This window comes from Streptomyces mashuensis, from assembly GCF_014654785.1.
Taxonomy (GTDB): domain Bacteria; phylum Actinomycetota; class Actinomycetes; order Streptomycetales; family Streptomycetaceae; genus Streptomyces; species Streptomyces mashuensis.
Genome location: NZ_BNBD01000001.1, coordinates 53,269 through 76,420 on the forward strand (window position 1 = coordinate 53,269; position 23,152 = coordinate 76,420).

Annotated in this window: 16 protein-coding genes; 13 read left to right on the plus strand and 3 right to left on the minus strand. The window is 73.4% G+C overall.

What is annotated here, in order from left to right; all coding sequences use genetic code 11:
- Positions 1-193 precede the first annotated feature (193 nt).
- The 3 genes from IE305_RS00205 (at position 194) to hflX (ending at position 5,624) form a co-directional block, all read left to right on the plus strand.
- Positions 194-2,326, plus strand: a complete 2,133-nt coding sequence (locus IE305_RS00205) for a RelA/SpoT family protein (RefSeq protein ID WP_190127264.1) — start codon at positions 194-196, stop codon at positions 2,324-2,326.
- Between the two features lie 140 nt (positions 2,327-2,466).
- On the plus strand, positions 2,467-3,963 hold the full coding sequence (locus IE305_RS00210; protein WP_190127265.1) for a M1 family metallopeptidase: 1,497 nt from the start codon (positions 2,467-2,469) through the stop codon (positions 3,961-3,963).
- Positions 3,964-4,121: 158 nt separating this feature from the next.
- The gene (gene hflX / locus IE305_RS00215; RefSeq protein WP_190127266.1) at positions 4,122-5,624 is read left to right on the plus strand and encodes a GTPase HflX; all 1,503 of its coding nucleotides are present in this window, start codon (positions 4,122-4,124) and stop codon (positions 5,622-5,624) included.
- A 75-nt stretch (positions 5,625-5,699) separates the two neighbouring features.
- On the opposite strand, the gene IE305_RS00220 is transcribed toward hflX, so the two are convergent.
- Positions 5,700-6,902 (minus strand): trypsin-like serine peptidase, encoded by a 1,203-nt coding sequence (locus IE305_RS00220; RefSeq protein WP_190127267.1) that lies wholly within the window; start codon positions 6,900-6,902, stop codon positions 5,700-5,702.
- Between the two features lie 250 nt (positions 6,903-7,152).
- Between IE305_RS00220 and IE305_RS00225 the strand changes: the two genes are divergently transcribed.
- The 4 genes from IE305_RS00225 (at position 7,153) to IE305_RS00240 (ending at position 13,524) form a co-directional block, all read left to right on the plus strand.
- A complete protein-coding gene (locus tag IE305_RS00225; protein WP_190127268.1) occupies positions 7,153-8,658 on the plus strand; it encodes a diaminobutyrate--2-oxoglutarate transaminase family protein in 1,506 nt (501 codons plus the stop codon).
- Positions 8,659-8,686: 28 nt separating this feature from the next.
- On the plus strand, positions 8,687-10,618 hold the full coding sequence (locus IE305_RS00230) for an IucA/IucC family protein (protein ID WP_190127269.1): 1,932 nt from the start codon (positions 8,687-8,689) through the stop codon (positions 10,616-10,618).
- 59 nt (positions 10,619-10,677) lie between these two features.
- A complete protein-coding gene (locus IE305_RS00235) occupies positions 10,678-11,409 on the plus strand; it encodes a GNAT family N-acetyltransferase (protein ID WP_190128139.1) in 732 nt (243 codons plus the stop codon).
- Between the two features lie 126 nt (positions 11,410-11,535).
- Complete coding sequence (locus IE305_RS00240) at positions 11,536-13,524, plus strand: ATP-dependent DNA helicase (RefSeq protein ID WP_190127270.1); 1,989 nt, start codon at positions 11,536-11,538, stop codon at positions 13,522-13,524.
- A gap of 122 nt (positions 13,525-13,646) precedes the next feature.
- Here IE305_RS00240 and lexA read toward each other — a convergent pair whose 3' ends face one another.
- Positions 13,647-14,450 (minus strand): transcriptional repressor LexA, encoded by an 804-nt coding sequence (lexA, locus tag IE305_RS00245; protein WP_190127271.1) that lies wholly within the window; start codon positions 14,448-14,450, stop codon positions 13,647-13,649.
- A 491-nt stretch (positions 14,451-14,941) separates the two neighbouring features.
- Here lexA and nrdR point away from each other — a divergent pair, with 491 nt between their 5' ends.
- The 4 genes from nrdR to IE305_RS00265 all read left to right on the plus strand — a co-directional run bounded on the left by nrdR (position 14,942) and on the right by IE305_RS00265 (position 20,046).
- Positions 14,942-15,484, plus strand: a complete 543-nt coding sequence (gene nrdR / locus IE305_RS00250; RefSeq protein ID WP_190127272.1) for a transcriptional regulator NrdR — start codon at positions 14,942-14,944, stop codon at positions 15,482-15,484.
- Positions 15,485-15,624: 140 nt separating this feature from the next.
- Positions 15,625-18,498, plus strand: coding sequence for a vitamin B12-dependent ribonucleotide reductase (locus IE305_RS00255; protein WP_190127273.1), 2,874 nt, complete (start codon positions 15,625-15,627; stop codon positions 18,496-18,498).
- A gap of 78 nt (positions 18,499-18,576) precedes the next feature.
- Positions 18,577-19,407 carry an arylamine N-acetyltransferase family protein gene (locus tag IE305_RS00260; RefSeq protein WP_190127274.1) on the plus strand — a complete coding sequence of 277 codons (831 nt, stop codon included), beginning with the start codon at positions 18,577-18,579 and terminating at the stop codon, positions 19,405-19,407.
- Between the two features lie 33 nt (positions 19,408-19,440).
- Positions 19,441-20,046 carry a YdbC family protein gene (locus tag IE305_RS00265; RefSeq protein ID WP_190127275.1) on the plus strand — a complete coding sequence of 202 codons (606 nt, stop codon included), beginning with the start codon at positions 19,441-19,443 and terminating at the stop codon, positions 20,044-20,046.
- 48 nt (positions 20,047-20,094) lie between these two features.
- Here IE305_RS00265 and IE305_RS00270 read toward each other — a convergent pair whose 3' ends face one another.
- Positions 20,095-20,751, minus strand: coding sequence for a TetR/AcrR family transcriptional regulator (locus IE305_RS00270; RefSeq protein WP_190127276.1), 657 nt, complete (start codon positions 20,749-20,751; stop codon positions 20,095-20,097).
- A 51-nt stretch (positions 20,752-20,802) separates the two neighbouring features.
- Here IE305_RS00270 and IE305_RS00275 point away from each other — a divergent pair, with 51 nt between their 5' ends.
- Entirely contained in the window at positions 20,803-22,473 is a 1,671-nt protein-coding gene (locus IE305_RS00275) for an ABC-F family ATP-binding cassette domain-containing protein (protein WP_190127277.1), read from the plus strand.
- A 9-nt stretch (positions 22,474-22,482) separates the two neighbouring features.
- Complete coding sequence (locus IE305_RS00280) at positions 22,483-23,142, plus strand: phosphoglycerate mutase family protein (protein ID WP_190127278.1); 660 nt, start codon at positions 22,483-22,485, stop codon at positions 23,140-23,142.
- Positions 23,143-23,152: the final 10 nt, after the last annotated feature.

Below are 23,152 nucleotides of genomic sequence, written 5' to 3' on the forward strand. Positions count from 1 at the left end.
GGCGCCTCCCGGCGCCCCTCCGGCCCGCCCGCCCCGGACGTCCCACGCCGCCGTCCGGTTCCCCCTCTCGCTCGAATGGGTGATCCGTTTCACTCTGGGCGAGAGGGGGTGAGCAGTGCGTGATGGGGTCGGTAGCATCAAGCACCGGCTGGCGGCGCGAGCCCACCACCGGTCGACGCTGCCGGAGGTGCCCATGAGCGCAGAGGCCACGAACGCCGGTGCTCCCGGCCGCAGGCGCGGCCGCCGTATCGATCTCAGACGGCTCGGGCGCGCGGCGCTGAGCGGCGCCGGCGCCCGCGGCCGGCTGCCCGATGCGATCGACCACATCGCCAAGGTCCACCGCTCCCACCACCCCGGCGCCGACCTGGACCCCCTCCGCCGCGCCTACGTCCTGGCCGAGTCCTCGCACCGCGGCCAGACCCGCAAGAGCGGCGAGCCGTACATCACGCACCCCCTCGCGGTCACCCTGATCCTCGCCGAACTGGGCGCCGAGACCACCACCTTGACCGCCTCGCTGCTGCACGACACCGTCGAGGACACCGAGGTGACCCTCGATCAGGTCCGCCGGGAGTTCGGCGAGGAGGTGCGCTTCCTGGTCGACGGCGTCACCAAACTGGAGAAGGTCGACTACGGCGCCGCCGCCGAGCCCGAGACCTTCCGCAAGATGCTCGTCGCCACCGGCAACGACGTCCGGGTGATGTCCATCAAGCTCGCCGACCGGCTGCACAACATGCGCACGCTCGGCGTGATGCGCCGCGACAAACAGGTGCGCATCGCCCAGGTCACCCGTGACGTGCTCATCCCGCTCGCCGAACGGCTCGGCGTGCAGGCGCTCAAGACCGAGCTGGAGGACCTCGTCTTCGCCGTCCTCCACCCCGAGGAGTACGCGCGTACCCGCGACTTCGTCCTCGCCCACGCCGACCGCCCCGACCCCCTCCGGGCCACCGCCATGCGCGTGCGCGGCGTGCTGCGCGAGGCCGGCATCCCCGCCGAGGTCCAGGTGCGCCGCCGGCACTACGTCTCCGTGCACCGGGTCCGCCTCAAGAGGGGCGAGCTGACGGGCGCCGACCTCGGCCGGCTGCTGGTGCTCGTCGCCGAGGACGCCGACTGCTACGCGGTCCTCGGCGAGCTGCACACCTGCTTCACCCCGTTCATCTCGGAGTTCAAGGACTTCATCGCCGTCCCCAAGTTCAACCTCTACCAGTCGCTGCACACCGCCATCGCCGGCGAGGGCGGCCACGCCGCCGAGGTCCTCATCCGCACCCACCAGATGCACCGGGTCGCCGAGGCCGGCGTCATCGCCCTGGGCAACCCCTACGCCGCCGCCGACACCACCGACGCCGCCGACGGCGAGCGCATCGACCCCACCCGCCCCGGCTGGCTCTCCCGGCTGCTGGAGTGGCAGCGCGCCACCCCCGACCCCGACACCTTCTGGACCTCCCTGCGCGACGAGCTCGCCCAGGACCGCGAGGTCACCGTCTTCCGCGCCGACGGCGGCACGCTCGGCCTGCCCGCCGGCTCCAGCTGCGTGGACGCCGCCTACGCCCAGTACGGCGACGAGGCGCACCACGTCATCGGGGCGCGCGTCAACGGCCGGCTGGCGTCGCTGGGCACCGTGCTGCGCGACGGCGACAGCCTCCAGCTGCTGATGTCCGCCGACGTCGCCTCCGGCCCCTCACCGGACTGGCTGGAGCACGCCCGGACGCCCGCGGCCCGCATCGCCATCGGCCGCTGGCTGGCCGCCCACCCGGCCCCCGATCCCGCGGCCGCCCCCGCCGAGCCGCCGCCCCCCGCCGCCCCGCCCCGGGACCTCCCCCGCGGCGGGGCGCCCGTCACCCGGGGCCCCGCGGCGGTCGTCGCCGACGGCGACGGCCCCGCCCTCGCGCACGTACGGCTGGCCCGCTGCTGCACGCCCGTGCCGCCCGACGAGGTCACCGGCTTCACCGTGCGCGGCGGCACCGTGACCGTGCACCGGGCGCACTGCCCCGCCGTCGACCGGATGGTGACCTCCGGCCGCGCGCCCGTACGCGTCCGCTGGCGCAGCCCCGATGGCGAGGGGAGCGGCGACTACCGGGTGACGCTGCGCGCCGAGTCCTTCAGCCGCCCGCGTCTGCTCGCCGACCTCACCGAGGTCATCGCCGCCGAGGGCGCCGCCGTCATCGCCGCCGCCGTCGAGCCGCCGCACGAGCAGCGCGTCCGGCACACGTACACCCTCCAGCTGGCCGACGCCGCCCGGCTGCCCGAGCTGATGCGCGCCATGCGGCGCGTCCCCGGCGTCTACGACGTGGAGCGGGCCGGGCGCCCGGTGGCCACGGCTCCCCTCTAGCCCGCCGGCGCCCGGCGCCCGTCACGCCGTCGCCGAGGGCGGCCGATACGACACTCGTACCATCATTCGAGACGCTCGTACGGGTGGGCCGGCGCCGCGCCGCCCACAGGTGCCGTGCGCGCGCTGGTAGCGGTGGACCCATGCCGTACTCACCCGTGCCGCACCCGTCCCCCCCGACCCGTCGGAGCGCGCTGCGGCGCCGGTACCGGCGGGGCCGCCGGGCCGCCCTCGTGCCGGTCCTCGCCATCCTGCTGCTGGGCGCCACCCTGCCGCCCGCCCCGGTGGCCCTGGGCGTCGGCGACCGCCTCTTCCCGTACCTCGGCAACCCCGGCTACGACGTCGCCGCCTACGACATCTCCCTCACGTACCAGGCCAACGACCGCCCCCTGGACGCCGTCACCCGCATCGTCGCCCGCGCCACCACCCGGCTCGACCGCTTCAACCTGGACTTCACCCACGGCACCGTCGGCGGCGTCGAGGTCGACGGCAGGGCCGCCCAGGTCGCCCCGGCCGGCGAGGACCTGGTCGTCACGCCCGCCCACGAGGTGCCCGCCGGCCGCTCCTTCACCGTCACCGTCCACCACACCAGCGACCCGCGCGGCGAGGGCGAGGGCGGCTGGGTGCGCACCGCCGACGGGCTGGTGATGGCCAACCAGGCGGACGCCGGCCACCGCGTCTTCCCCGGCAACGACCACCCCTCCGACAAGGCGCTGTTCACCTTCCGCGTCATCGCGCCCAAGGAGCTCACCGTGGTGGCCAACGGCCGCGCCGCCGGGCGCACCACCCGGGGCGAGACCACCACCTGGGTCTACCGCACCCTCCACCCCATGGCCACCGAGCTCGCCCAGGTCGCCATCGGCCGCTCGGCCGTCACCGAGCACACCGGCCCGCACGGCCTGAACCTGCGCGACGTCGTCCCGGAGGCCGACCGCAAGGCCCTGGAGGGCTGGACCGCCCGCACGCCCGGGCAGATCTCCTGGATGGAGGCCAGGGTCGGGCCGTACCCCTTCGAGAACTACGGGCTGCTGATCGCCGACGCCTCCACCGGCTTCGAGCTGGAGACGCAGACCCTGTCCCTGTTCGAGCGCGACCTGTTCACCCGGTCCGGCTTCCCCGAGTGGTACCTGGAGTCGGTGCAGGTGCACGAGCTGGCCCACCAGTGGTTCGGCGACTGCGTCAGCCCCCGCTCCTGGTCCGACCTGTGGCTCAACGAGGGACACGCCACCTGGTACGAGGCCCTCTACGCCGAGGCCAGGGCCGGGCGCCGGCTGGAGGACCGCATGCGCGCCGCGTACGCCCGGTCCGACGAGTGGCGCGCCGAGGGCGGCCCGCCCGCGCAGCCCCGGGCCGCCGAGCCCGGCCGCCGGATCAGCATCTTCCGGCCGGTGGTGTACGACGGCGGCGCCCTCGTCCTGTACGCGCTGCGCAGCCACATCGGGGCGGCCGCCTTCGACCGGCTGGAGCGCACCTGGGTCCGCCGCCACCACGACGGCACGGCCACCACCGCCGACTTCGTCGCGCTGGCCTCGGAGGTCAGCGGGCACGACCAGAGCGCCTTCCTGCGCCCGTGGCTGTACGACGACAAGACGCCGCCGATGCCCGGCCACCCCGACTGGACCACCGGGAAACCCGCGTGACGCCTGCACCACGGCATGGGACCATCGACGGGTCGGCGCGGCCGCCGGCCCCGGGAATCCACGGGGCCGCCCGGACGTTCTCGACAGCAAGAGCCGTAGTGGACGGCCCCGTGCCGGGGCCGCCGCCGAAGGCACCGACGACGACGCAAAGGACCCCATTGACCTCCTCTTCTTCCCCTTCCCAGGACCGGCAGGACCGGCAGAGCCTCCCGGAGAGCCTTCGGGCCGACGCCCTGATGGAAGAGGACGTCGCCTGGAGCCACGAGATCGACGGGGAGCGCGACGGCGACCAGTACGACCGCTCCGAGCGCGCGGCGCTGCGGCGCGTCGCCGGTCTCTCCACCGAGCTGCAGGACGTCACCGAGGTCGAGTACCGGCAGCTGCGCCTGGAGCGCGTGGTGCTCGTCGGGGTGTGGACCTCGGGCACGGTCCAGGACGCCGAGAACTCCCTCGCGGAGCTCGCCGCCCTCGCCGAGACGGCGGGCGCGCTCGTCCTCGACGGCGTGATCCAGCGCCGCGACAAGCCGGACCCGGCCACGTACATCGGCTCCGGCAAGGCGCAGGAGCTGCGCGACATCGTGCTGGAGTCCGGCGCCGACACCGTCGTCTGCGACGGTGAGCTCAGCCCCGGCCAGCTGATCCACCTCGAGGACGTCGTCAAGGTCAAGGTGGTCGACCGGACCGCCCTGATCCTCGACATCTTCGCCCAGCACGCCAAGTCCCGCGAGGGCAAGGCGCAGGTCGCGCTGGCGCAGATGCAGTACATGCTGCCGCGGCTGCGCGGCTGGGGACAGTCGCTGTCCCGGCAGATGGGTGGTGGCGGCTCCGGCTCGTCCGGCGGCGGCATGGCCACCCGAGGCCCCGGTGAGACCAAGATCGAGACGGACCGGCGGCGGATCCGCGAGAAGATGGCGAAGCTGCGCCGGGAGATCGCGGAGATGAAGACCGGCCGCGACGTCAAGCGCCAGGAGCGCCGCCGGAACAAGGTCCCGTCGGTGGCCATCGCCGGGTACACCAACGCCGGCAAGTCCTCGCTCCTCAACCGGCTGACCGGTGCGGGCGTCCTGGTGGAGAACGCCCTGTTCGCCACCCTCGACCCGACCGTGCGCCGGGCCGAGACCCCCTCCGGCCGGGTCTACACCCTGGCCGACACGGTCGGCTTCGTCCGGCACCTGCCGCACCACCTGGTCGAGGCGTTCCGCTCGACGATGGAGGAGGTCGGCGACTCCGACCTGATCCTCCACGTCGTGGACGGCGCGCACCCGGCGCCGGAGGAGCAGCTGGCGGCCGTCCGCGAGGTGATCCGCGAGGTGGGCGCGGTCGACGTGCCCGAGATCGTCGTGGTCAACAAGGCCGACGCGGCCGACCCGCTGGTCCTCCAGCGGCTGCTGCGCGTCGAGAAGCACGCGATCGCGGTCTCCGCGCGCACCGGCCAGGGCATCGAGGAACTGCTCACCCTGATCGACACCGAGCTGCCGCGCCCGGCCGTCGAGATCGAGGCGCTCGTGCCGTACACGCAGGGCGCCCTGGTCGCCCGGACCCACACCGACGGCGAGGTGCTCTCCGAGCAGCACACCGCGGAGGGCACGCTGCTCAGGGCCCGGGTGCACGAGGAGCTGGCGGCCGAGCTCCAGCGGTACGTGCCGGCGGGGCGCGCCTGACCGCCGCCCCACGCATGAGCGAAGGCCCGTTCCCGGGACGTCCCGGGAACGGGCCTTCGGCCTTCCGAAGGGTGCTCAGCCCTTCTTGGCGAACTTCTTGCTCAGCGCCTCGTACACACCCTTGGCCTCCGGGCCCAGGCGCGGCCCCGCCAGCCAGGTGCTGTTGGACGGGCCGATCGAGGTGTTGGAGATCAGTACGGCCTTGCCGTCGGCGCCCCGGACGAACCAGCCGCCGCCGGAGGAGCCCCCCGTCATCGTGCAGCCGATGCGGTACATCGTGGGCTGCTGCGCGTCGATGGTCAGGCGGCCCGGCCTGTCCACGCAGTCGTACATCCGCTGGCCGTCGAAGGGCGGCGCGGCCGGGTAGCCCCAGGCGCCCATGCTCTGGATCGACTTGACCTGCGGCGTGCTGAAGTCGACCGCGAGCGCGTTGCCGACGGTCTCCTCCAGCGACTTGCCGGCGCCGGTCTCCGACCGGACGTGCAGCACGGCGAAGTCGTAGGGCGCGCCCGCGCCGCCCGTCTCGGCGCCCTGGGCGATCCACTGCGACGAGGTCTGCGCCCAGTCCGCCCACCACACGCCGTAGGGGGCGACGTCCTGCACCGGGGCGCTGTTGACCTGCGTGGCGGGCAGGCCCTTGTCGTTGTACGAGGGGACGAAGGCGATGTTGCGGTACCAGCCGCCCTGCTTGCCGGCGTGCACGCAGTGGCCCGCGGTCCACACCATGTTCGACTTGCCCGGGTGTGCCGGGTCCTTGACGACCGTCGCCGAGCAGACCATGTGGCCCTGCGGGCTGTCGAAGAACACCTTGCCGACCGGGGCGGCGTTGTCGTGGTACGGCAGGCCGACGGCCTGGGCCTTCACGGGGCGCGGCTCGGGGTCGGTGACGCCCTGGTCGCTGCTGATGCCGCCGGGCGCGGAGCCCTGGGCGCCCTGCGTGGCCAGCGTCTTGTCGCTGGAGCGGGCGTCCTTCATCGTGTCGGGCTTCCAGTGGCCCTCGATGATGGGATTGACGAAGTCGCGGGCCTCACGCATCCACTGGTCCTTGTCCCAGTTCTTCCAGGCCCCCTCCTTCCACTTCTTCTTCCACTTCTCGAGGTCCTGGGTGGGGATCCCCTTGGGCAGGGCGGGGAGATCGTCGCTCTGCCCGCCCGCGGTCGCGCTGGGCTTGGCGTCCCCCGCGGCCTTGTCGTCCGACGGGCCGCACGCGGTCGCGGTCAGGGCCAGGACGGCGGTGAGTGCGGCGGCGGCCAGCACCGGCCGGCGTGTCGATGGCATCGGCATCGTAAGTGGGCTCCCCCTGTGTTCTGTTTGCATACGTCCGCGCGAGTTGTCATGTACCGCCTCGGGTGGAGGCGGGCCACCACTATGCCGGTGCCGGAGGAGACGGGCGCGCCGGGGTCCTCGGTTCCGGCGCGAAGGATCTTGACGCCGGACCGTGATCCGCGGCGGTTGCCGTCGTTGGTACGTACGGGGGACACCCGCCCGTAGCGACCCGGGGTGCAACGGCAGGAGGAGGTACCGAGCCATGGCCATGACCCGACGACCGGCCTCGCCCGCCCTTGCGGCCGCCTTCGCCCCGGCCCTCGAGGGCGGCGCGGGAGTGGGGGCGGGGGCCGGGCCCGACGGCATCCTGCGCCGGCAGGCGGCCCGCGAGTCCGCGGCCCGGACGTACGCCCGCTCGCTGCCCATCGTGCCGGTGCGCGCCCGCGGCCTGACGATCGAGGGCGCCGACGGCCGCCGCTACCTGGACTGCCTCTCCGGCGCCGGCACCCTGGCGCTCGGCCACAACCACCCCGTGGTGCTGGAAGCCATCCGCGCGGTGCTCGACGCCGAGGCCCCGTTGCACGTCCTCGACCTGGCCACCCCGGTCAAGGACGCCTTCACCAGCGAGCTGTTCGCCACGCTCCCGGGCGACCTGGCCCGCTCGGCCCGCATCCAGTTCTGCGGGCCCGCCGGTACGGACGCGGTGGAGGCCGCGCTCAAGCTCGTCCGCACCGCCACCGGCCGCGACGGCCTGCTCGCCTTCTCCGGCGCCTACCACGGCATGACCTCCGGCGCCCTGTCCGTCTCCGGCGGCGCGCCCACCGTACGGGTGACGCGGCTGCCGTTCCCGCAGGACTACCGCTGCCCCTTCGGCGTCGGCGGCGAGGACGGCGCCCGGCTCGCGGCCCGCTGGACCGAGAGCCTGCTCGACGACCCCCGCAGCGGGGTGCGCGCCCCCGCCGGCATGATCGTCGAGCCCGTGCAGGGCGAGGGCGGCGTCCTGCCCGCCCCCGACGCCTGGCTGCGCCGCATGCGCGAGCTGACCGCCGCCCGCGGCATCCCCCTGATCGCCGACGAGGTGCAGACGGGCGTCGGCAGGACCGGCGCCTTCTGGGCCGTCGAGCACAGCGGCGTCGTGCCCGACGTCATGGTGCTGTCCAAGGCCATCGGCGGCAGCCTGCCCCTGGCCGTCGTCGTCTACCGCGAGGAGCTCGACTGCTGGCAGCCCGGCGACCACGCGGGAACCTTCCGCGGCAACCAGCTCGCCATGGCCGCCGGCACGGCCACCCTCCGCCACGTCCGCGAGAACGCGCTGGACCGCCGCGCCGGCGACCTCGGCCGGCGCATGCAGGAGCGGCTGCGGCAGCTGGGGCGGGAGTACGCGTGCGTGGGTGACGTCCGTGGCCGCGGGCTGATGATCGGCGTGGAGATCGTCGACCCCGAAGTGCCCGACGCCCCCGGCACCGGTCCCTGCGTCGCGGGCCCGCCGCCCCCCGCGCCCGACCTGGCCGCGGCCGTGCAGCAGGAGTGCCTGCGCCGCGGGCTCATCGTCGAGCTCGGCGGCCGCCACTCCTGCGTCGTCCGCCTGCTGCCGCCCCTCACCATCACCGACGAACAGGCCGAAGCCGTCCTGGACCGCCTCGCCGACGCCGTCGCGGCGGTCTGGCGCTCCGGCCGCCGCATCCCCGTCCCCCGGACGCCGGACACCCCCACCCCACCGGACACCCCCCGAACGCCGAAGGAGGCAGGCGCCCCGTCACCGGCCTGAGCGCCCTGACCCGCGCGCCGCACCCCGCATGAGCGCATCCTTCCCCACCGAGGCGTCCCCCGCAGGCGAGGACCGGGCCACCGCGGTGCCCCGCCAGGGCGGACGGCCCGCCCCGGCCCGGGCCGCCCTGCCCGGCCGGGCCGGCGACACGGACGTCCTGGACCACCCCGACCCGGCGGCGGCCGCCGACGCGGCCGCCGTGGAGAACCTGCTCCGCTGCTGGGTGCGGGAGAACGCCGTGGACCGCCCCGACGGCGACATCCTCTACCTCCCGCTGAACGCCAGCGGCATTCCCCTCAGCGTGCGCGTCGACCACTGGTCCCCGACCGGCTGGCACCGCTTCGGGCCCGTCACCCTCACCGGCGGGCCCGACGACGCGCCGCCCTTCGACGCCGTCACCCTCGCCGCCCTGCTCGGCCGCGAGGCCGCCCACCGCGCCACCCGGACGGGTGAGGCACCCGCCCGCGAAGGCGCCGAACTCGCCGCCCGGGTCGCCGACTCCACCCGCCGCACCGCCCGCTTCCTCGCCCACCGGCGCGAGCACCCCGCCGAACCCGACGCCGAAGAATTGTTCCTCCACGGCGAGCAGGCCCTCCTCCTCGGACACCCCCTGCACCCCACCCCCAACAGCCGCGAGGGCCTCTCCGACGCCGAGGCCCAGGACTACTCGCCCGAACTGCGCGGCCGCTTCCCGCTGCACTGGCTCGCCGTCCACCGCTCCGTCCTCGCCTGCGACTCCGCGTGGACCGAGCGCGGCCGGGCCGTCGACGCCCCGGTCCTGGCCGCCCGCCTCGCCGGCCCCGGCCTGTCCCTGCCGGCCGACACCGTGCCCGTACCCCTGCACCCCTGGCAGGCCCGCGACCTGCCGCACCGGCCGGCCGTCGCCGCGCTGTTCGACGCCGGGCTGCTGCACGACCTCGGGCCGCACGGCGACCCCTGGTACCCCACGTCCTCCGTACGGACGGTGTACCGGCCCGGCACACCCGCGATGCTCAAGCTCTCGCTGGGGCTGCGCATCACCAACTGCCGCCGCGAGAACCTCCGCAAGGAGCTGTGGCGCGGCGTCGAGATCCACCGCCTCCTGCGCAGCGGCCTCGCCGAGCGCTGGCGGGCCGCCTGCCCCGGCGGCATGGGCTTCGACATCGTGCGCGACCCCGCCTGGCTGGGCGTCGACGCGCCCGGCGGAGCCCCCCTGGCCGGGGTGGACGCCGTCATCCGGCACAACCCGTTCGGGCCGGGCGACGACGCCGTGTGCGTCGCCGGGCTCGTCTCGCCCCGGCCGTGGCCGGGCCTCACGGGACCGGACGGCCGGCCCCGCTGCCGGTCCCGGCTGGCGGCCGTCGTCGGCGGCCTGGCACAGCGCACCGGCCGGCCGGCGGGCGCGGTCGCCGCCGAGTGGTTCCTGCGCTACCTGGAGGCCGTGGTGCGACCGCTGCTGTGGCTGGACGGCGAGGCCGGCATCGCCCTGGAGGCCCACCAGCAGAACACGCTCGTCCTGCTCGACGCCGACGGCTGGCCCACAGGCGGGCGGTACCGCGACAACCAGGGCTACTACTACCGCGAGTCGTACCGGGCCGCCCTCGAACAGCAGCTGCCCGGCATCGGCAAGGAGAGCGACAGCTTCGTCCCCGACGAACTGGCCGACGAACGCTTCCTCTACTACCTGGGCATCAACAACGTCCTCGGCCTCATCGGTGCCTTCGGCTCGCAGCACCTGGCCGACGAGCACGTCCTGCTCGCGGCGCTGCGCCGGTTCCTGAAAGCGGTGGCCGGGGAGACGGGCGGTGCCTCGGGCGCCGGGCGGTCGCGGCTGCCCGAGCTGCTGCTGGACTCGCCCACCCTGCGCTGCAAGGCCAACCTGCTGACGCGGCTGCGCGGGCTCGACGAGCTGGCCGGCCCGGTGGACGGCCAGGCCGCCTACGTCACCGTCCCCAACCCCCTTGCCGCGACGGCGGGGTGAGGCGGGTGGCCACCGAGGGGGACGGGCTCCTTGACGACCACGCCTCCGCGAGGGGCGCCATGGACGCCGTGGGGTTCCCGGTTGGCGCAGGCGCCTCGGGTGCCCCACGGGTCGTGGACCCCGCGGACGCCGTGGACACCCTCGACCTGCGGATGACGGAGGAGTTCGCCACGCTCGTCCGGTTCGACCCGGCCGCGGTCGCCGCCGCGGCCGGGCGGCCCGACCTGCTGGACGGCGTGGGGCAGTGGGGGCCGGTCGCCACCGACGTGGGCCCCTTCCAGCTCCTGCCGGTGCTCCCCGAACGGGACCTGCGGCTGGTCAGCCGCTGGATGAACGATCCGGCGGTGGACGCCTTCTGGGACCTGGCCGGCCCCGAGCACGTCACCGAGGCGCACCTGCGCACCCAGCTGGAGGGGGACGGGCGCAGCGTGCCGTGCCTGGGCCTGCTCGACGGGGTGCCCATGAGCTACTGGGAGATCTACCGGGCCGACCTCGACCCGCTCGCCCGCCACTACCCCTCGCGGCCGCACGACACCGGGCTGCACTTCCTGCTGGGCCGCGTCCCGGACCGCGGGCGCGGGCTGGGCACCCGGCTGCTGCGGGCCGTCGCCGATCTCGTCCTGGACCGCCGGCCGCTGTGCGGGCGCGTGGTGGGGGAGCCCGACCTGCGCAATACGCCGTCGCTCGCCGCGTTCCTCGGCGCGGGGTTCCGGATGAGCGCCGAGATCGAGCTGCCGGGCAAGCGGGCGGCGCTGATGGTGCGCGACCGGTCACTGCGCGCGGTGCTGTGAGGGGTGCTGCGCGTGGTGCTGTGAGTGGTGGGGGCGCGTGGAGGGGCGCGACGGGTCGGGTCCGCGCCCGCCGGGTTTCCCGTCGGTGCCCGCGCTGTCAGTGCCGCACCGTAGGCTGACCACGCTATGACTGCCACCTCGTCTGCCTCCGCGACCACCCTGACCGACCTGCTGCACGCGGCCGTCTCCGCCGTCGGCGGCACCGAGCGGCCGGGCCAGGTCGCCATGGCCGAAGCCGTCGCCGAGGCCATCGACAGCGGCACCCACCTGCTGGTCCAGGCCGGTACGGGCACGGGCAAGTCGCTGGGGTACCTGGTGCCCGCCCTCGCGCACGGCGACCGCGTGGTCGTCGCCACGGCCACGCTCGCGCTCCAGCGCCAGCTCGTCGAGCGTGATCTTCCGCGGACGGTCGAGGCGTTGCACCCGCTGCTGCGCCGCCGCCCGGAGTTCGCCATGCTCAAGGGCCGCTCCAACTACCTGTGCCTGCACCGGCTGCACGAGGGCGTGCCGCAGGACGACGAGGACGGTCTGTTCGACGCCTTCGAGGCCGCGGCGCCCACCAGCAAGCTCGGCAAGGACCTGCTGCGCCTGCGCGACTGGGCGGACGAGACGGAGTCGGGTGACCGCGACGACCTCACCCCGGGCGTCTCGGACCGCGCCTGGGCGCAGGTGTCGGTCACCTCGCGCGAGTGTCTGGGCGCGTCCAAGTGCGCGTACGGCGCCGAGTGCTTCGCCGAGGCGGCGCGCGAGCGCGCCAAGCTGGCCGACGTGGTGGTGACCAACCACGCGCTGCTGGCGATCGACGCCATCGAGGGCGCGCCCGTGCTGCCCGGCCATGAGGTGCTGATCGTCGACGAGGCGCACGAGCTGGTCTCCCGGGTGACGGGCGTCGCCACCGGCGAGCTCACGCCGGGGCAGGTCAACCGGGCCGTGCGGCGCTCGGCGAAGCTGGTCGACGAGAAGGTCGCCGACGGGCTGCAGACGGCCGCCGAGAACTTCGAGCGGCTGATGGAGCTGGCGCTGCCGGGCCGGCTGGAGGAGATCCCCGAGGAGCTCGGCCACGCGCTGATGCTGCTGCGTGACGCGGCGCGTACGGCGGTGACGGCGCTGGGCAACACCCGCGACAAGTCCGTCCAGGACGAGGACGCCGTCCGCAAGCAGGCGATGGCCTCCGTGGAGAACGTGCACGCGGTGGCCGAGCGCATCCTGGAGGGCTCGGAGTACGACGTCGTCTGGTACGAGCGGCACGACCGCTTCGGCGCTTCGCTGCGGGTGGCGCCGATGTCGGTGTCGGGCCTGCTGCGGGAGAAGCTGTTCGCCGACCGGTCGGTGGTGCTGGCGTCGGCGACGCTCAAGCTCGGCGGCGACTTCAACGGGGTGGGTGCCTCGCTGGGGCTGGCGCCGGAGGGCGTCGAGGGCGAGGACTGCCCGCCGTGGAAGGGCGTGGACGTCGGGTCGCCGTTCGACTACCCCAAGCAGGGCATCCTCTATGTCGCCCGCCATCTGTCGCAGCCGGGCCGGGAGGGCAGCCGGTCCGACATGCTGGACGAGCTGGCGGAGCTGGTGGAGGCCGCGGGCGGCCGGACGCTCGGCCTCTTCTCGTCCATGCGGGCCGCCCAGGCGGCCGCCGAGGAGCTGCGCGGCCGGCTGGACGTGCCGGTGCTGCTGCAGGGCGAGGAGACGCTCGGCGAGCTGATCCGGAACTTCGCCGCCGACCCGCGGACGTGTCTGTTCGGCACGCTGTCGCTGTGGCAGGGCGTGGACGTGCCGGGGCCCAGCTGCCAGCTGGTGGTGATGGACCGGGTGCCGTTCCCGCGGCCGGACGATCCGCTGATGAGCGCGCGGCAGCGGGCGGTGGAGGCCGCGGGCGGCAATGGCTTCATGGCGGTGGCGGCGACGCACGCGGCGCTGCTGATGGCGCAGGGCGCGGGCCGGCTGGTGCGCGCCACCGGGGACCGGGGCGTGGTCGCGGTGCTGGACCCGCGGCTGGCCACGGCGCGCTACGGGTCGTTCCTGCGGGCCTCGATGCCCGACTTCTGGTACACGACGGACCGCAACCAGGTGCGCCGCTCGCTGGCCGCGATCGACGCGGCGGCGAAGGCGGAGGGCCGCTGAGGGCAGGGGCCGCGCGAACGCCTGGCGAACGCCGGGCGTAAGGCGTCAGGGCGTGGACCGGGGTGTGAAAGAGCCCCGGAACCGGCGCAGTGGTTCCGGGGCTCGGCCTATCGGCACCGGGCTCACACCCGCCGCAGAACGGCCACGACCTTGCCCAGGATGGTGGCCTCGTCGCCGGGGATCGGCTGGTACGCGGAGTTGTGCGGGAGCAGCCAGACGTGGCCGTCCTCGCGCTTGAAGCGCTTGACCGTGGCCTCGCCGTCGAGCATGGCGGCCACGATGTCGCCGTTCTCGGCCACGGGCTGGCGGCGGACGGTCACCCAGTCGCCGTCGCAGATGGCGGCCTCGATCATGGAGTCGCCGACGACCTTGAGGACGAACAGCTCGCCGTCGCCGACCAGTTGGCGGGGGAGCGGGAAGACGTCCTCGACGGACTCCTCCGCCAGGATCGGGCCACCGGCGGCGATGCGGCCGACGAGGGGCACGTACGAGGCGGCCGGCTTGCCGGTGGTGTCGGCGGGCTGCGTGCTGGGCTGATCGGAGCCGCGGACCTCGTAGGCACGGGGCCGGTGCGGGTCGCGGCGGAGGAAGCCCTTGCGCTCCAGGGCCATGAGCTGGTGGGCGACGGACGAGGTGCTGGACAGGCCCACGGCCTGGCCGATCTCGCGCATGGAGGGTGGGTAGCCGCGGCGCTGGACGGAGTCCCTGATCACCTCGATGACCCGGCGCTGCCGGTCGGTGAGCCCGGAGCTGTCCGCACGGATGCCCGGGGGGCGCCCGGGAAGCGAGCGGGCGGGCTTCTGCCCGTCGGCGTTCATCGCCGCGTCGTTCATCGGGTGTGCCTGCGGGTGTGCCTGGTCGAGTCGGCTCTGGGAGCGGTCCTGGGCGGTGATGGTGGCGCTGGCGCTGTCTGCGGTGGTGGTCACGTCGGCCCCTCTCGAGATGTTCTCCCTAGCTGGACAACGGTAGTTGCTTTCGAAAGGTTGCGCCAAACACACGTTCGAGTGAAAAACCGCAGAACGCCTGACTTGATCAGGGGGATGGGTGTACGGGCGAAGATCAATTCGCCCATTTACGGTAATGTCCGGTGTGCGCTCGGCGGCCCGTCGTGAGCCCGTGCCCGCTTCCAGTGTGGCATCCGTGCCGGAGCGATTGCTTCCGGCATCCCCTGCGGCGGGGCGTGTCCCGCGACACGCGGGTGGGCCCCTTCCGCCGCCCGGTACCAGATCTAGTGGTTTGATGGCGCCGGCTACCCACAAGTTGTGGTCGGTGCCCGCCCCGCGGTCATCCGTGTCGGGGGCATCGCCTATGCTGGGGGCTGCTCGGCGGAGGTCCCGGAAGGGGTCCGCCGGAGCCGAGACGTACGCAGTTCCCGGGGTGGCCGGGGTCCATCGTGGGTGAAGGAGGGTGGAGAGCCATGCACTGCCCCTTCTGCAGGCACCCCGACAGCCGGGTCGTCGACAGCCGGACCACCGACGACGGCTGTTCGATCCGCAGACGCCGCCAGTGTCCCGACTGCTCCCGCCGGTTCACCACGGTGGAGACCGCGTCACTCATGGTGATCAAGCGCAGTGGGGTCACCGAGCCCTTCAGCCGGACGAAGGTGATCTCCGGCGTGCGCAAGGCCTGCCAGGGCCGGCCGGTCACCGAGGATGCCCTGGCCCAGCTCGGCCAGCGGGTCGAGGAGGCCGTGCGCGCCACCGGCAGCGCCGAGCTGACCACCCACGACGTCGGGCTCGCCATACTCGGCCCGCTCCGGGACCTGGACCTCGTCGCGTACCTGCGGTTCGCGTCCGTGTACCAGGCGTTCGACTCGCTCGAGGACTTCGAGGCCGCCGTCGCCGAGCTCCGCGAATACCAGCGGGCCCGCGGCGCGACGGCCGGGGACGCACCGGCGGCGGCCGGTGCCGCGGCAGCCGGCGGCGCCGGTGTGCCCGTGCCCGCCACGGCCGGCGACTGACCCCGCCGGCACCGCGGCCACCAGGCACCGCGGCCATCAAGGACCTGCCCGGCGCGCCCCGCGCGACCGGGTGAAAGACACACACCGCACCACGGAAGATTTGGGTGCATCAGGGCGTTTTGCCCGTAAAGGGAGGCGGCATGACCGAGACGACGAGCGGCTCCGCGCGAGGTTCCCGCTCCAAGGGGAACAAGGGCGCCAAGGGGCTGCGCATCGAGCGCATCCACACGACCCCCGGCGTGCACCCGTACGACGAGGTGGTCTGGGAGCGTCGTGACGTCGTCATGACCAACTGGCGCGACGGCTCGATCAACTTCGAGCAGCGCGGCGTGGAGTTCCCCGACTTCTGGTCGGTGAACGCGGTCAACATCGTCACGAGCAAGTACTTCCGTGGTGCCGTCGGCTCCCCCGAGCGCGAGTCCAGCCTCCGCCAGCTGATCGACCGCGTCGTGAAGACCTACCGCCGCGCCGGCGAGGAGCACGGCTACTTCGCCTCCCCGGCCGACGCCGAGATCTTCGAGCACGAGCTCACGTACGCCCTGCTCCACCAGGTCTTCAGCTTCAACTCGCCGGTCTGGTTCAACGTCGGCACCAAGCAGCCCCAGCAGGTCTCCGCCTGCTTCATCCTCTCCGTCGACGACTCCATGGAGTCGATCCTCGACTGGTACAAGGAAGAGGGGATGATCTTCAAGGGCGGCTCCGGCGCCGGCCTGAACCTCTCCCGCATCCGCTCCTCCAAGGAGCTGCTCTCCTCCGGCGGCAACGCCTCCGGCCCCGTCTCCTTCATGCGCGGCGCCGACGCCTCCGCCGGCACCATCAAGTCCGGCGGCGCCACCCGCCGGGCCGCCAAGATGGTCGTCCTGGACGTCGACCACCCGGACATCGAGGCCTTCATCGACACCAAGGTGAAGGAGGAGGAGAAGATCCGCGCCCTGCGCGACGCGGGCTTCGACATGGACCTGGGCGGCGACGACATCACGTCCGTCCAGTACCAGAACGCCAACAACTCGGTCCGCGTGAACGACGAGTTCATGAAGGCCGTCGAGACCGGCTCGAAGTTCGGCCTGCGCGGCCGCCTCAACGGCGAGGTCATCGAGGAGGTCGACGCCAAGGCGCTCTTCCGCAAGATGGCCGAGGCCGCCTGGGCCTGCGCCGACCCGGGCATCCAGTACGACGACACGATCAACCACTGGCACACCTCGCCGGAGACGGGCCGGATCACCGCGTCCAACCCGTGCAGCGAGTACATGCACCTGGACAACTCCTCGTGCAACCTCGCCTCCCTCAACCTCATGAAGTTCCTCCGTGACGACGACCAGGGCAACCAGTCGTTCGACGCCGAGCGCTTCGCCAAGGTCGTCGAGCTGGTCATCACGGCGATGGACATCTCCATCTGCTTCGCCGACTTCCCGACCGAGAAGATCGGCGAGACCACCCGCGCCTTCCGCCAGCTGGGCATCGGCTACGCCAACCTCGGCGCCCTGCTGATGGCCACCGGCCACGCCTACGACAGCGACGGCGGCCGCGCGCTCGCCGGTGCCATCACCTCCCTGATGACCGGCACCTCGTACCGCCGCTCCGCCGAGCTGGCCGCGGTCGTCGGCCCGTACGACGGCTACGCCCGCAACGCCACGGCGCACAAGCGCGTCATGAAGCAGCACGCCGACGCCAACGACACCGCCCGGCGGATGGACGACCTGGACACCCCGGTGTGGGCCGCCGCCACCGAGGCCTGGCAGGACGTGCTGCGCCTCGGCGAGCAGAACGGCTTCCGCAACGCCCAGGCGTCCGTGCTGGCCCCGACCGGCACCATCGGCCTGATGATGGACTGCGACACCACGGGCGTCGAGCCGGACCTGGCGCTGGTGAAGTTCAAGAAGCTCGTCGGCGGCGGCTCGATGCAGATCGTGAACAACACCGTGCCGAAGGCGCTGAAGCGCCTGGGCTACCAGCCCGAGCAGGTCGAGGCGATCGTCGCCCACATCGCCGAGCACGGCAACGTGATCGACGCCCCGGGCCTGAAGCAGGAGCACTACGAGGTCTTCGACTGCGCCATGGGCGAGCGCGCGATCTCGGCCATGGGCCACGTGCGCATGATGGCCGCCGCGCAGCCGTTCCTCTCCGGCGCCATCTCCAAGACGGTCAACCTGCCCGAGTCGGCCACCGTCGAGGAGGTCGAGGAGGTCTACTTCGAGGGCTGGAAGATGGGCCTGAAGGCCCTCGCGATCTACCGCGACAACTGCAAGGTCGGCCAGCCGCTCTCCGCCAAGAAGAAGGAGGAGGAGAAGAAGGCCGAGACCGCGCCCGCCGCCCCGGAGAAGGTCGTCGAGTACCGTCCGGTCCGCAAGCGCCTGCCGAAGGGCCGTCCCGGCATCACCACCTCCTTCACGGTGGGCGGCGCCGAGGGCTACATGACCGCCAACTCCTACCCGGACGACGGTCTCGGCGAGGTCTTCCTGAAGATGTCCAAGCAGGGCTCGACCCTCGCGGGCATGATGGACGCCTTCTCCATCGCCGTCTCGGTCGGCCTGCAGTACGGCGTGCCGCTGGAGACGTACGTCTCGAAGTTCACCAACATGCGCTTCGAGCCGGCCGGCATGACGGACGACCCGGACGTGCGGATGGCGCAGTCGATCGTCGACTACATCTTCCGCCGCCTGGCGCTGGACTTCCTGCCGTTCGAGACCCGTTCGGCGCTCGGCATCCACTCCGCCGAGGAGCGTCAGCGCCACCTCGACACCGGTTCGTACGAGCCGGCCGACGAGGAGGTCGACGTGGAGGGCCTGGCCCAGTCCGCCCCGCGGCAGGTCGAGGCGCCCAAGCCCGACGTCCCGGCCCAGCAGCCGGCCGCGGCCCCGGCGCCCAAGCAGGCCCACAACTCCACCGAGCTGGCGGAGATGCGCCTCGGCCTGAACGCCGACGCCCCGCTGTGCTTCTCCTGCGGCACGAAGATGCGCCGCGCGGGCAGCTGCTACCTGTGCGAGGGCTGCGGCTCGACGAGCGGTTGCAGCTGATCAACTGATCGCTGTGTGAAGTGACGTGAGAGGGAGCCGGCTGTGTGCCGGCTCCCTCTCGGCGTCTAAGGTGCGGGAATGAGTACGTTTCTGTGGAGCGCCGACGAGCTGGACCTGGACGCCTACCTGGCGCGCATCGGGTACGAGGGGCCGGTGCGGCCGGACCTCGCGACGCTGCGGGCGGTGCACCGGGCCCATGTGGCGGCGATTCCCTTCGAGAACCTTGAAGTCATACTCGGCAGACCGGTGCTGCTGGACCTGAAGTCGCTCCAGGACAAGATGGTGGCGCAGCGCCGGGGCGGCTACTGCTACGAGCAGAACTCCCTCCTCGCGGCGGCTCTGGAGCGCATCGGCTTCTCCGTCACGGGCCTCGGCGCCCGGGTGCGCATGCGGGCCGACCGGATGCGGCCGGTCACGCACATGGCGCTGCGGGTGGAGGCCGACGGGGAGGCGTGGCTGTGCGACGTCGGGTTCGGCGGCGAGGGGCTGGTGGAGCCGCTGCGCCTGGTGGACGGGGAGCAGGCCGTCCAGGGGGCCTGGACGTACGCCCTCGCCCATGAGGGCGACGGTGTGCACGTCCTGCGCACGCTGGGCCCCGAGGGCTGGACCGACGTGTACGCCTTCGGCCCCGAGCAGCGCTTCCCGGTCGACTACGGCCAGATGAACTACTACACCTCCACGCACCCCGACTCCCCGTTCGTCTCGCGGGTCATCGTGCAGCAGACGGGGCCGGACGTACGGCGTGCGCTCGTGGGGCCGGTCCTCGTGGTCACGCGCCCCGACGGTCCGGCGGAACAACGTGTCGTGACGGAAGCCGAGTTGGCCGAGGCGCTGCGGAGCGAGTTCGGGATCGGACTGGGACCGGAGGACGAGGAGACCCTCGCACGGGTGTACCGCTCGCGTACGTGACCCGCGCCACTGCCGGGGCCGTACGATGGGTCGGTGCTGGTCAAGTGGATTCGCTGCACCGTGGTGGACCGCCGTGGGTTCGAGCGCGGGCAGCGGAAGTGGGCGGGACTGCTCGGCGAGCCCGGATTCCGCGGGCAGGGCGGCGGCTGGAGCCGTGCCCGGCCCGACGTGGTGCACCTCTTCGGCTTCTGGGAGAGCCGGGCGTTCTACGACTCGTTCATGGCGCGCTCGCACGACAGGCTGGCGGTCTCGCAGGCCGGCACGTTCAAGAACGCCCAGGTCCGCCTGTTCGAGCACCGCTTCGACGTCAAGGTCGGTTTCCAGCCGCAGTTCGCGGACGCGGACGTGGTGAGGTTCGCCCACTGCCGCGTCCGCGAGGACCGGGTGGAGCACTTCGCGCTCATGCAGGAGAAGGTGTGGAACCCGGCCATGGCCGGGTCCCCGGGCATGCTGCGCGGCGTGTTCGGCGAGGCGCCGGGCCAGGAGTTCCTGGTGCTGTCGATGTGGAACTCCGTGGCCGAGCACGGCAAGTACCGCACCGACCGCGTGGAGCGGCTCGCCCTGCGCGCGCAGACGGAGGCGGACGTCGCCGCGATCACGGGTGACGTGGTGGAGATAGAGCAGGCGTGGACGGTGTGACCGGCGTGGGCCGGTGACGGGCTGTCAGGTGTATCCGGTGATGGGCTGTCAGGTGTAGACGCCCGCGCGGGCCGCTGCGAGGGCCGCGTCGGCGGCCCGGTCCGCGAGGGTGCCGTCGATGGGCTCCCGGGTGACGAACAGCCGGAAGAACAGGGGCGCGGAGACTGCGCGGGCCACTTCGCCGGCGTCCGTGCCCTCGGGCACTTCGCCGCGTTCGACGGCGCGCGCGACGAGGGGTGCGCAGCGCGCGAAGCGCTCGCCGTAGAAGCCGCGCAACCCCTCGGCCGCCCGCTCCGACTGGAACGCCGCGGCGATGAACGCGGTGGGGACGGCGGCCTTCGCGGCATCGCCGAAATTGTCGACGATCTCGTGGGCGAGGGCCCGGAGGTCGTTCCGGAGCGAGCCGGTGTCGGGCGGCGTCCAGGTGTCCTCGCCGGCCAGGTCGAGGGCGTCGGCGAGGAGGCCTTCGACGCCGCCCCAGCGCCGGTAGAGCGTCGTCTTGTGGACGCCGGAGTGCTCGGCGACGTACTCGACGGTGAGGCCCGGGTAGCCGTGTTCGACGAGGCCGGTGAGCACCGCGTCGCGGACGGCGGCCCTGGTCCGGGCGGTACGGCCGCCGGGCCGGACGGTTCCGGGGGTGGCCGGGGGAGTCTTCTGCTCGGACAACTGCAACTCCTGTTGCGTTAGGTCGGCGGGGTGTGCCATGCTGAGCGTAACGCAACATCGGTAGCGTTAGTTCTATCGGGGGGTTCACTCATGCCTGCTCAGCTCTCTCTCCACGGCGTCTCCGTCTCCCGCGGTGACCGGCTCCTGCTCGACGACGTGTCCCTCGCGGTCCGGCCCGGCGAACGGGTGGGCGTCGTCGGCGAGAACGGCGCCGGCAAATCGACGCTGCTCAAGCTGCTCGCCCGGGTGGAGGCGCCGGACCGTGGGACGGTCGTCGTCACCGCCGACGGAGGCATCGGCCACCTCGGCCAGACCTCGGCCCTGCCTCCCGGGCACACCGTCGCCCAGGCCGTCGACGTGGCCCTCGGCGACCTGCGCGCCATGGAGCGCCGGCTGCGCGAGCTGGAGGCGGAGCTGGCCGGCGGCGGGCCGGAGGTCCTTGCGGAGTACGGCGAGCTGCTGACCGCCTTCGAGGCCCGCGGCGGCTATGAGGCGGACGCCCGTGTCGACGCCGCGCTGAATGCCCTGGGCGTCGGCCACATCGGCCGTGACCGGCCCCTGGGGAGTCTGTCGGGCGGGGAGCAGGCCCGGCTGGGCCTCAGGTGCCTCCTGGCCGCCGCGCCGGAGGTCATGCTCCTCGACGAGCCGACCAACCACCTGGACGGCGCCGCCCTGACCTGGCTGGAGGAGACGCTGCGCGCCCACCGCGGCACGGTCGTCACCGTCTCCCACGACCGGGCCTTCCTGCGCCGGGTCGCCACCGCCGTCGTCGAGGTGGACGCCGACCGGCGCACCCTGGTCCGGCACGGCGGGGGCTACGCCGGGTACGTCGCGGCCCGCGACGCCGCTCGCCGCCAGTGGGAGGAGGCGTACGCGCAGTGGTGCGCGGAGACCGAGGCCCTCGTCGCCACCGCCGAGAGCGCCGCCACGGCCGTCGCCCCCGGCCGCGCCATGAAGGACCGCAACAAGATGGCCTACGACCGCAACGGGGGCCGTGTGCAGTCCTCCGTGTCCAGCCGCGTCCGCAACGCCCGGGAACGACTGCGCCGGCTCCACGAGCACCCCGTGCCGGCCCCGCCCCCGCCCCTGCGCTTCACCGCGGTTCCGGCCAGCGCCGGAGCCACCGGCACGCTGGTCTCCCTCAGCGGAATCCGGGTCGCGGAGCGCCTCGCCGTCGAGGCCCTCGACGTGCACGCGGGCGACCGGCTGCTGATCCAGGGCCCCAACGGCGCCGGCAAGTCGACCCTGCTCCGTGTGATGGCCGGCCTGACCACGCCCGACGCGGGTACGGTCACGCGCCGCGGCCGCATCGGCCACCTCCCGCAGGACGTCACCGTGGACCGGCCCGCCGAGCGGCTCCTCGACGCCTTCCTCCGCGGCCTGCCGGGGGAGCCCGAGGAGCTGCGGGCGCGCCTGCTGTCGTACGGCCTGTTCCGCGAGCGCGACCTGCATGTGCCGACTGGCTCCCTCTCCGCCGGGCAGCTGCGCCGCCTGGCGCTCGCCCGGCTGCTGGCCCGCCCCGCCGACCTGCTGCTGCTCGACGAGCCCGCCAACCACCTCGCCCTCGGCCTGGTCGAGGAGCTCGAAGAGGCCCTCGACCAGTGGCCCGGCGCGGTGGTCGTCGTCTCCCACGACCGGGCCCTGACCGACCGCTTCGCCGGCCGCCGGTGCGCCATACGCGACGGCCGGGCCGTGATCACGCAGGAGCCCGGCGGCCCGACGGCGGCCCCCGCTCTCGCTGGGGCGTGTCCCCGGGCTTAGGGTGGCGCCATGGCACGGCCCCGGCGCATCGTTCTCCTCCGGCACGGAGAGTCCGAAGGCAACGTGGACGACACCGTCTACGAGCGGGAACCGGACCACGCCCTCGCCCTGACCGACCTCGGACGCAAGCAGGCCGAGCAGGCCGGCGTCCGGCTCAGGGAGCTCTTCGGCGACGAGCAGGTCTCCGTCTACGTGTCCCCCTACCGCCGCGCCCACCAGACGTTCCACGCCCTGGGCCTCGACCCGCGCCGGGTCCGGGTCCGCGAGGAGCCCCGGCTCCGCGAGCAGGACTGGGGCAACTGGCAGGACCGCGAGGACGTCCGCCGCCAGAAGGCCTACCGGGACGCCTACGGCCACTTCTTCTACCGCTTCGCCCAGGGTGAGTCCGGAGCCGACGTCTACGACCGCGTGGGCGCGTTCCTGGAGAGCCTGTGGCGCAGCTTCGACGACCCGGACCACCCGCCGAACGTCCTGCTGGTCACCCACGGCCTGACCATGCGGCTCTTCTGCATGCGCTGGCTCCACTGGACGGTCGCGGAATTCGAGTGCCTGTCCAACCCGGGCAACGCCGAGTCACGGATGCTCGTGCTGGGCCCCGACGGCCGCTACCACCTCGACCGGCCGTTCGAACGCTGGTGCACCCCGGAGTCGTACGGGTTCAGCGGTTAGAGTTCGCTGC

What these genes read in the sequence shown, in the direction of transcription:
- nrdR (WP_190127272.1), top strand. Translation starts at nt 14,942, where the DNA reads ATGCACTGCCCCTTCTGCAGGCACCCCGACAGCCGGGTCGTCGACAGC.
- IE305_RS00210 (WP_190127265.1), top strand. Translation starts at nt 2,467, where the DNA reads ATGCCGTACTCACCCGTGCCGCACCCGTCCCCCCCGACCCGTCGGAGC.
- IE305_RS00240 (WP_190127270.1), top strand. Translation starts at nt 11,536, where the DNA reads ATGACTGCCACCTCGTCTGCCTCCGCGACCACCCTGACCGACCTGCTG.
- IE305_RS00205 (WP_190127264.1), top strand. Translation starts at nt 194, where the DNA reads ATGAGCGCAGAGGCCACGAACGCCGGTGCTCCCGGCCGCAGGCGCGGC.
- IE305_RS00225 (WP_190127268.1), top strand. Translation starts at nt 7,153, where the DNA reads ATGGCCATGACCCGACGACCGGCCTCGCCCGCCCTTGCGGCCGCCTTC.
- IE305_RS00275 (WP_190127277.1), top strand. Translation starts at nt 20,803, where the DNA reads ATGCCTGCTCAGCTCTCTCTCCACGGCGTCTCCGTCTCCCGCGGTGAC.
- IE305_RS00260 (WP_190127274.1), top strand. Translation starts at nt 18,577, where the DNA reads ATGAGTACGTTTCTGTGGAGCGCCGACGAGCTGGACCTGGACGCCTAC.
- IE305_RS00235 (WP_190128139.1), top strand. Translation starts at nt 10,678, where the DNA reads ATGGACGCCGTGGGGTTCCCGGTTGGCGCAGGCGCCTCGGGTGCCCCA.
- IE305_RS00280 (WP_190127278.1), top strand. Translation starts at nt 22,483, where the DNA reads ATGGCACGGCCCCGGCGCATCGTTCTCCTCCGGCACGGAGAGTCCGAA.
- IE305_RS00270 (WP_190127276.1), bottom strand. Translation starts at nt 20,751, where the DNA reads ATGGCACACCCCGCCGACCTAACGCAACAGGAGTTGCAGTTGTCCGAG.
- IE305_RS00255 (WP_190127273.1), top strand. Translation starts at nt 15,625, where the DNA reads ATGACCGAGACGACGAGCGGCTCCGCGCGAGGTTCCCGCTCCAAGGGG.
- IE305_RS00220 (WP_190127267.1), bottom strand. Translation starts at nt 6,902, where the DNA reads ATGCCATCGACACGCCGGCCGGTGCTGGCCGCCGCCGCACTCACCGCC.
- IE305_RS00230 (WP_190127269.1), top strand. Translation starts at nt 8,687, where the DNA reads ATGAGCGCATCCTTCCCCACCGAGGCGTCCCCCGCAGGCGAGGACCGG.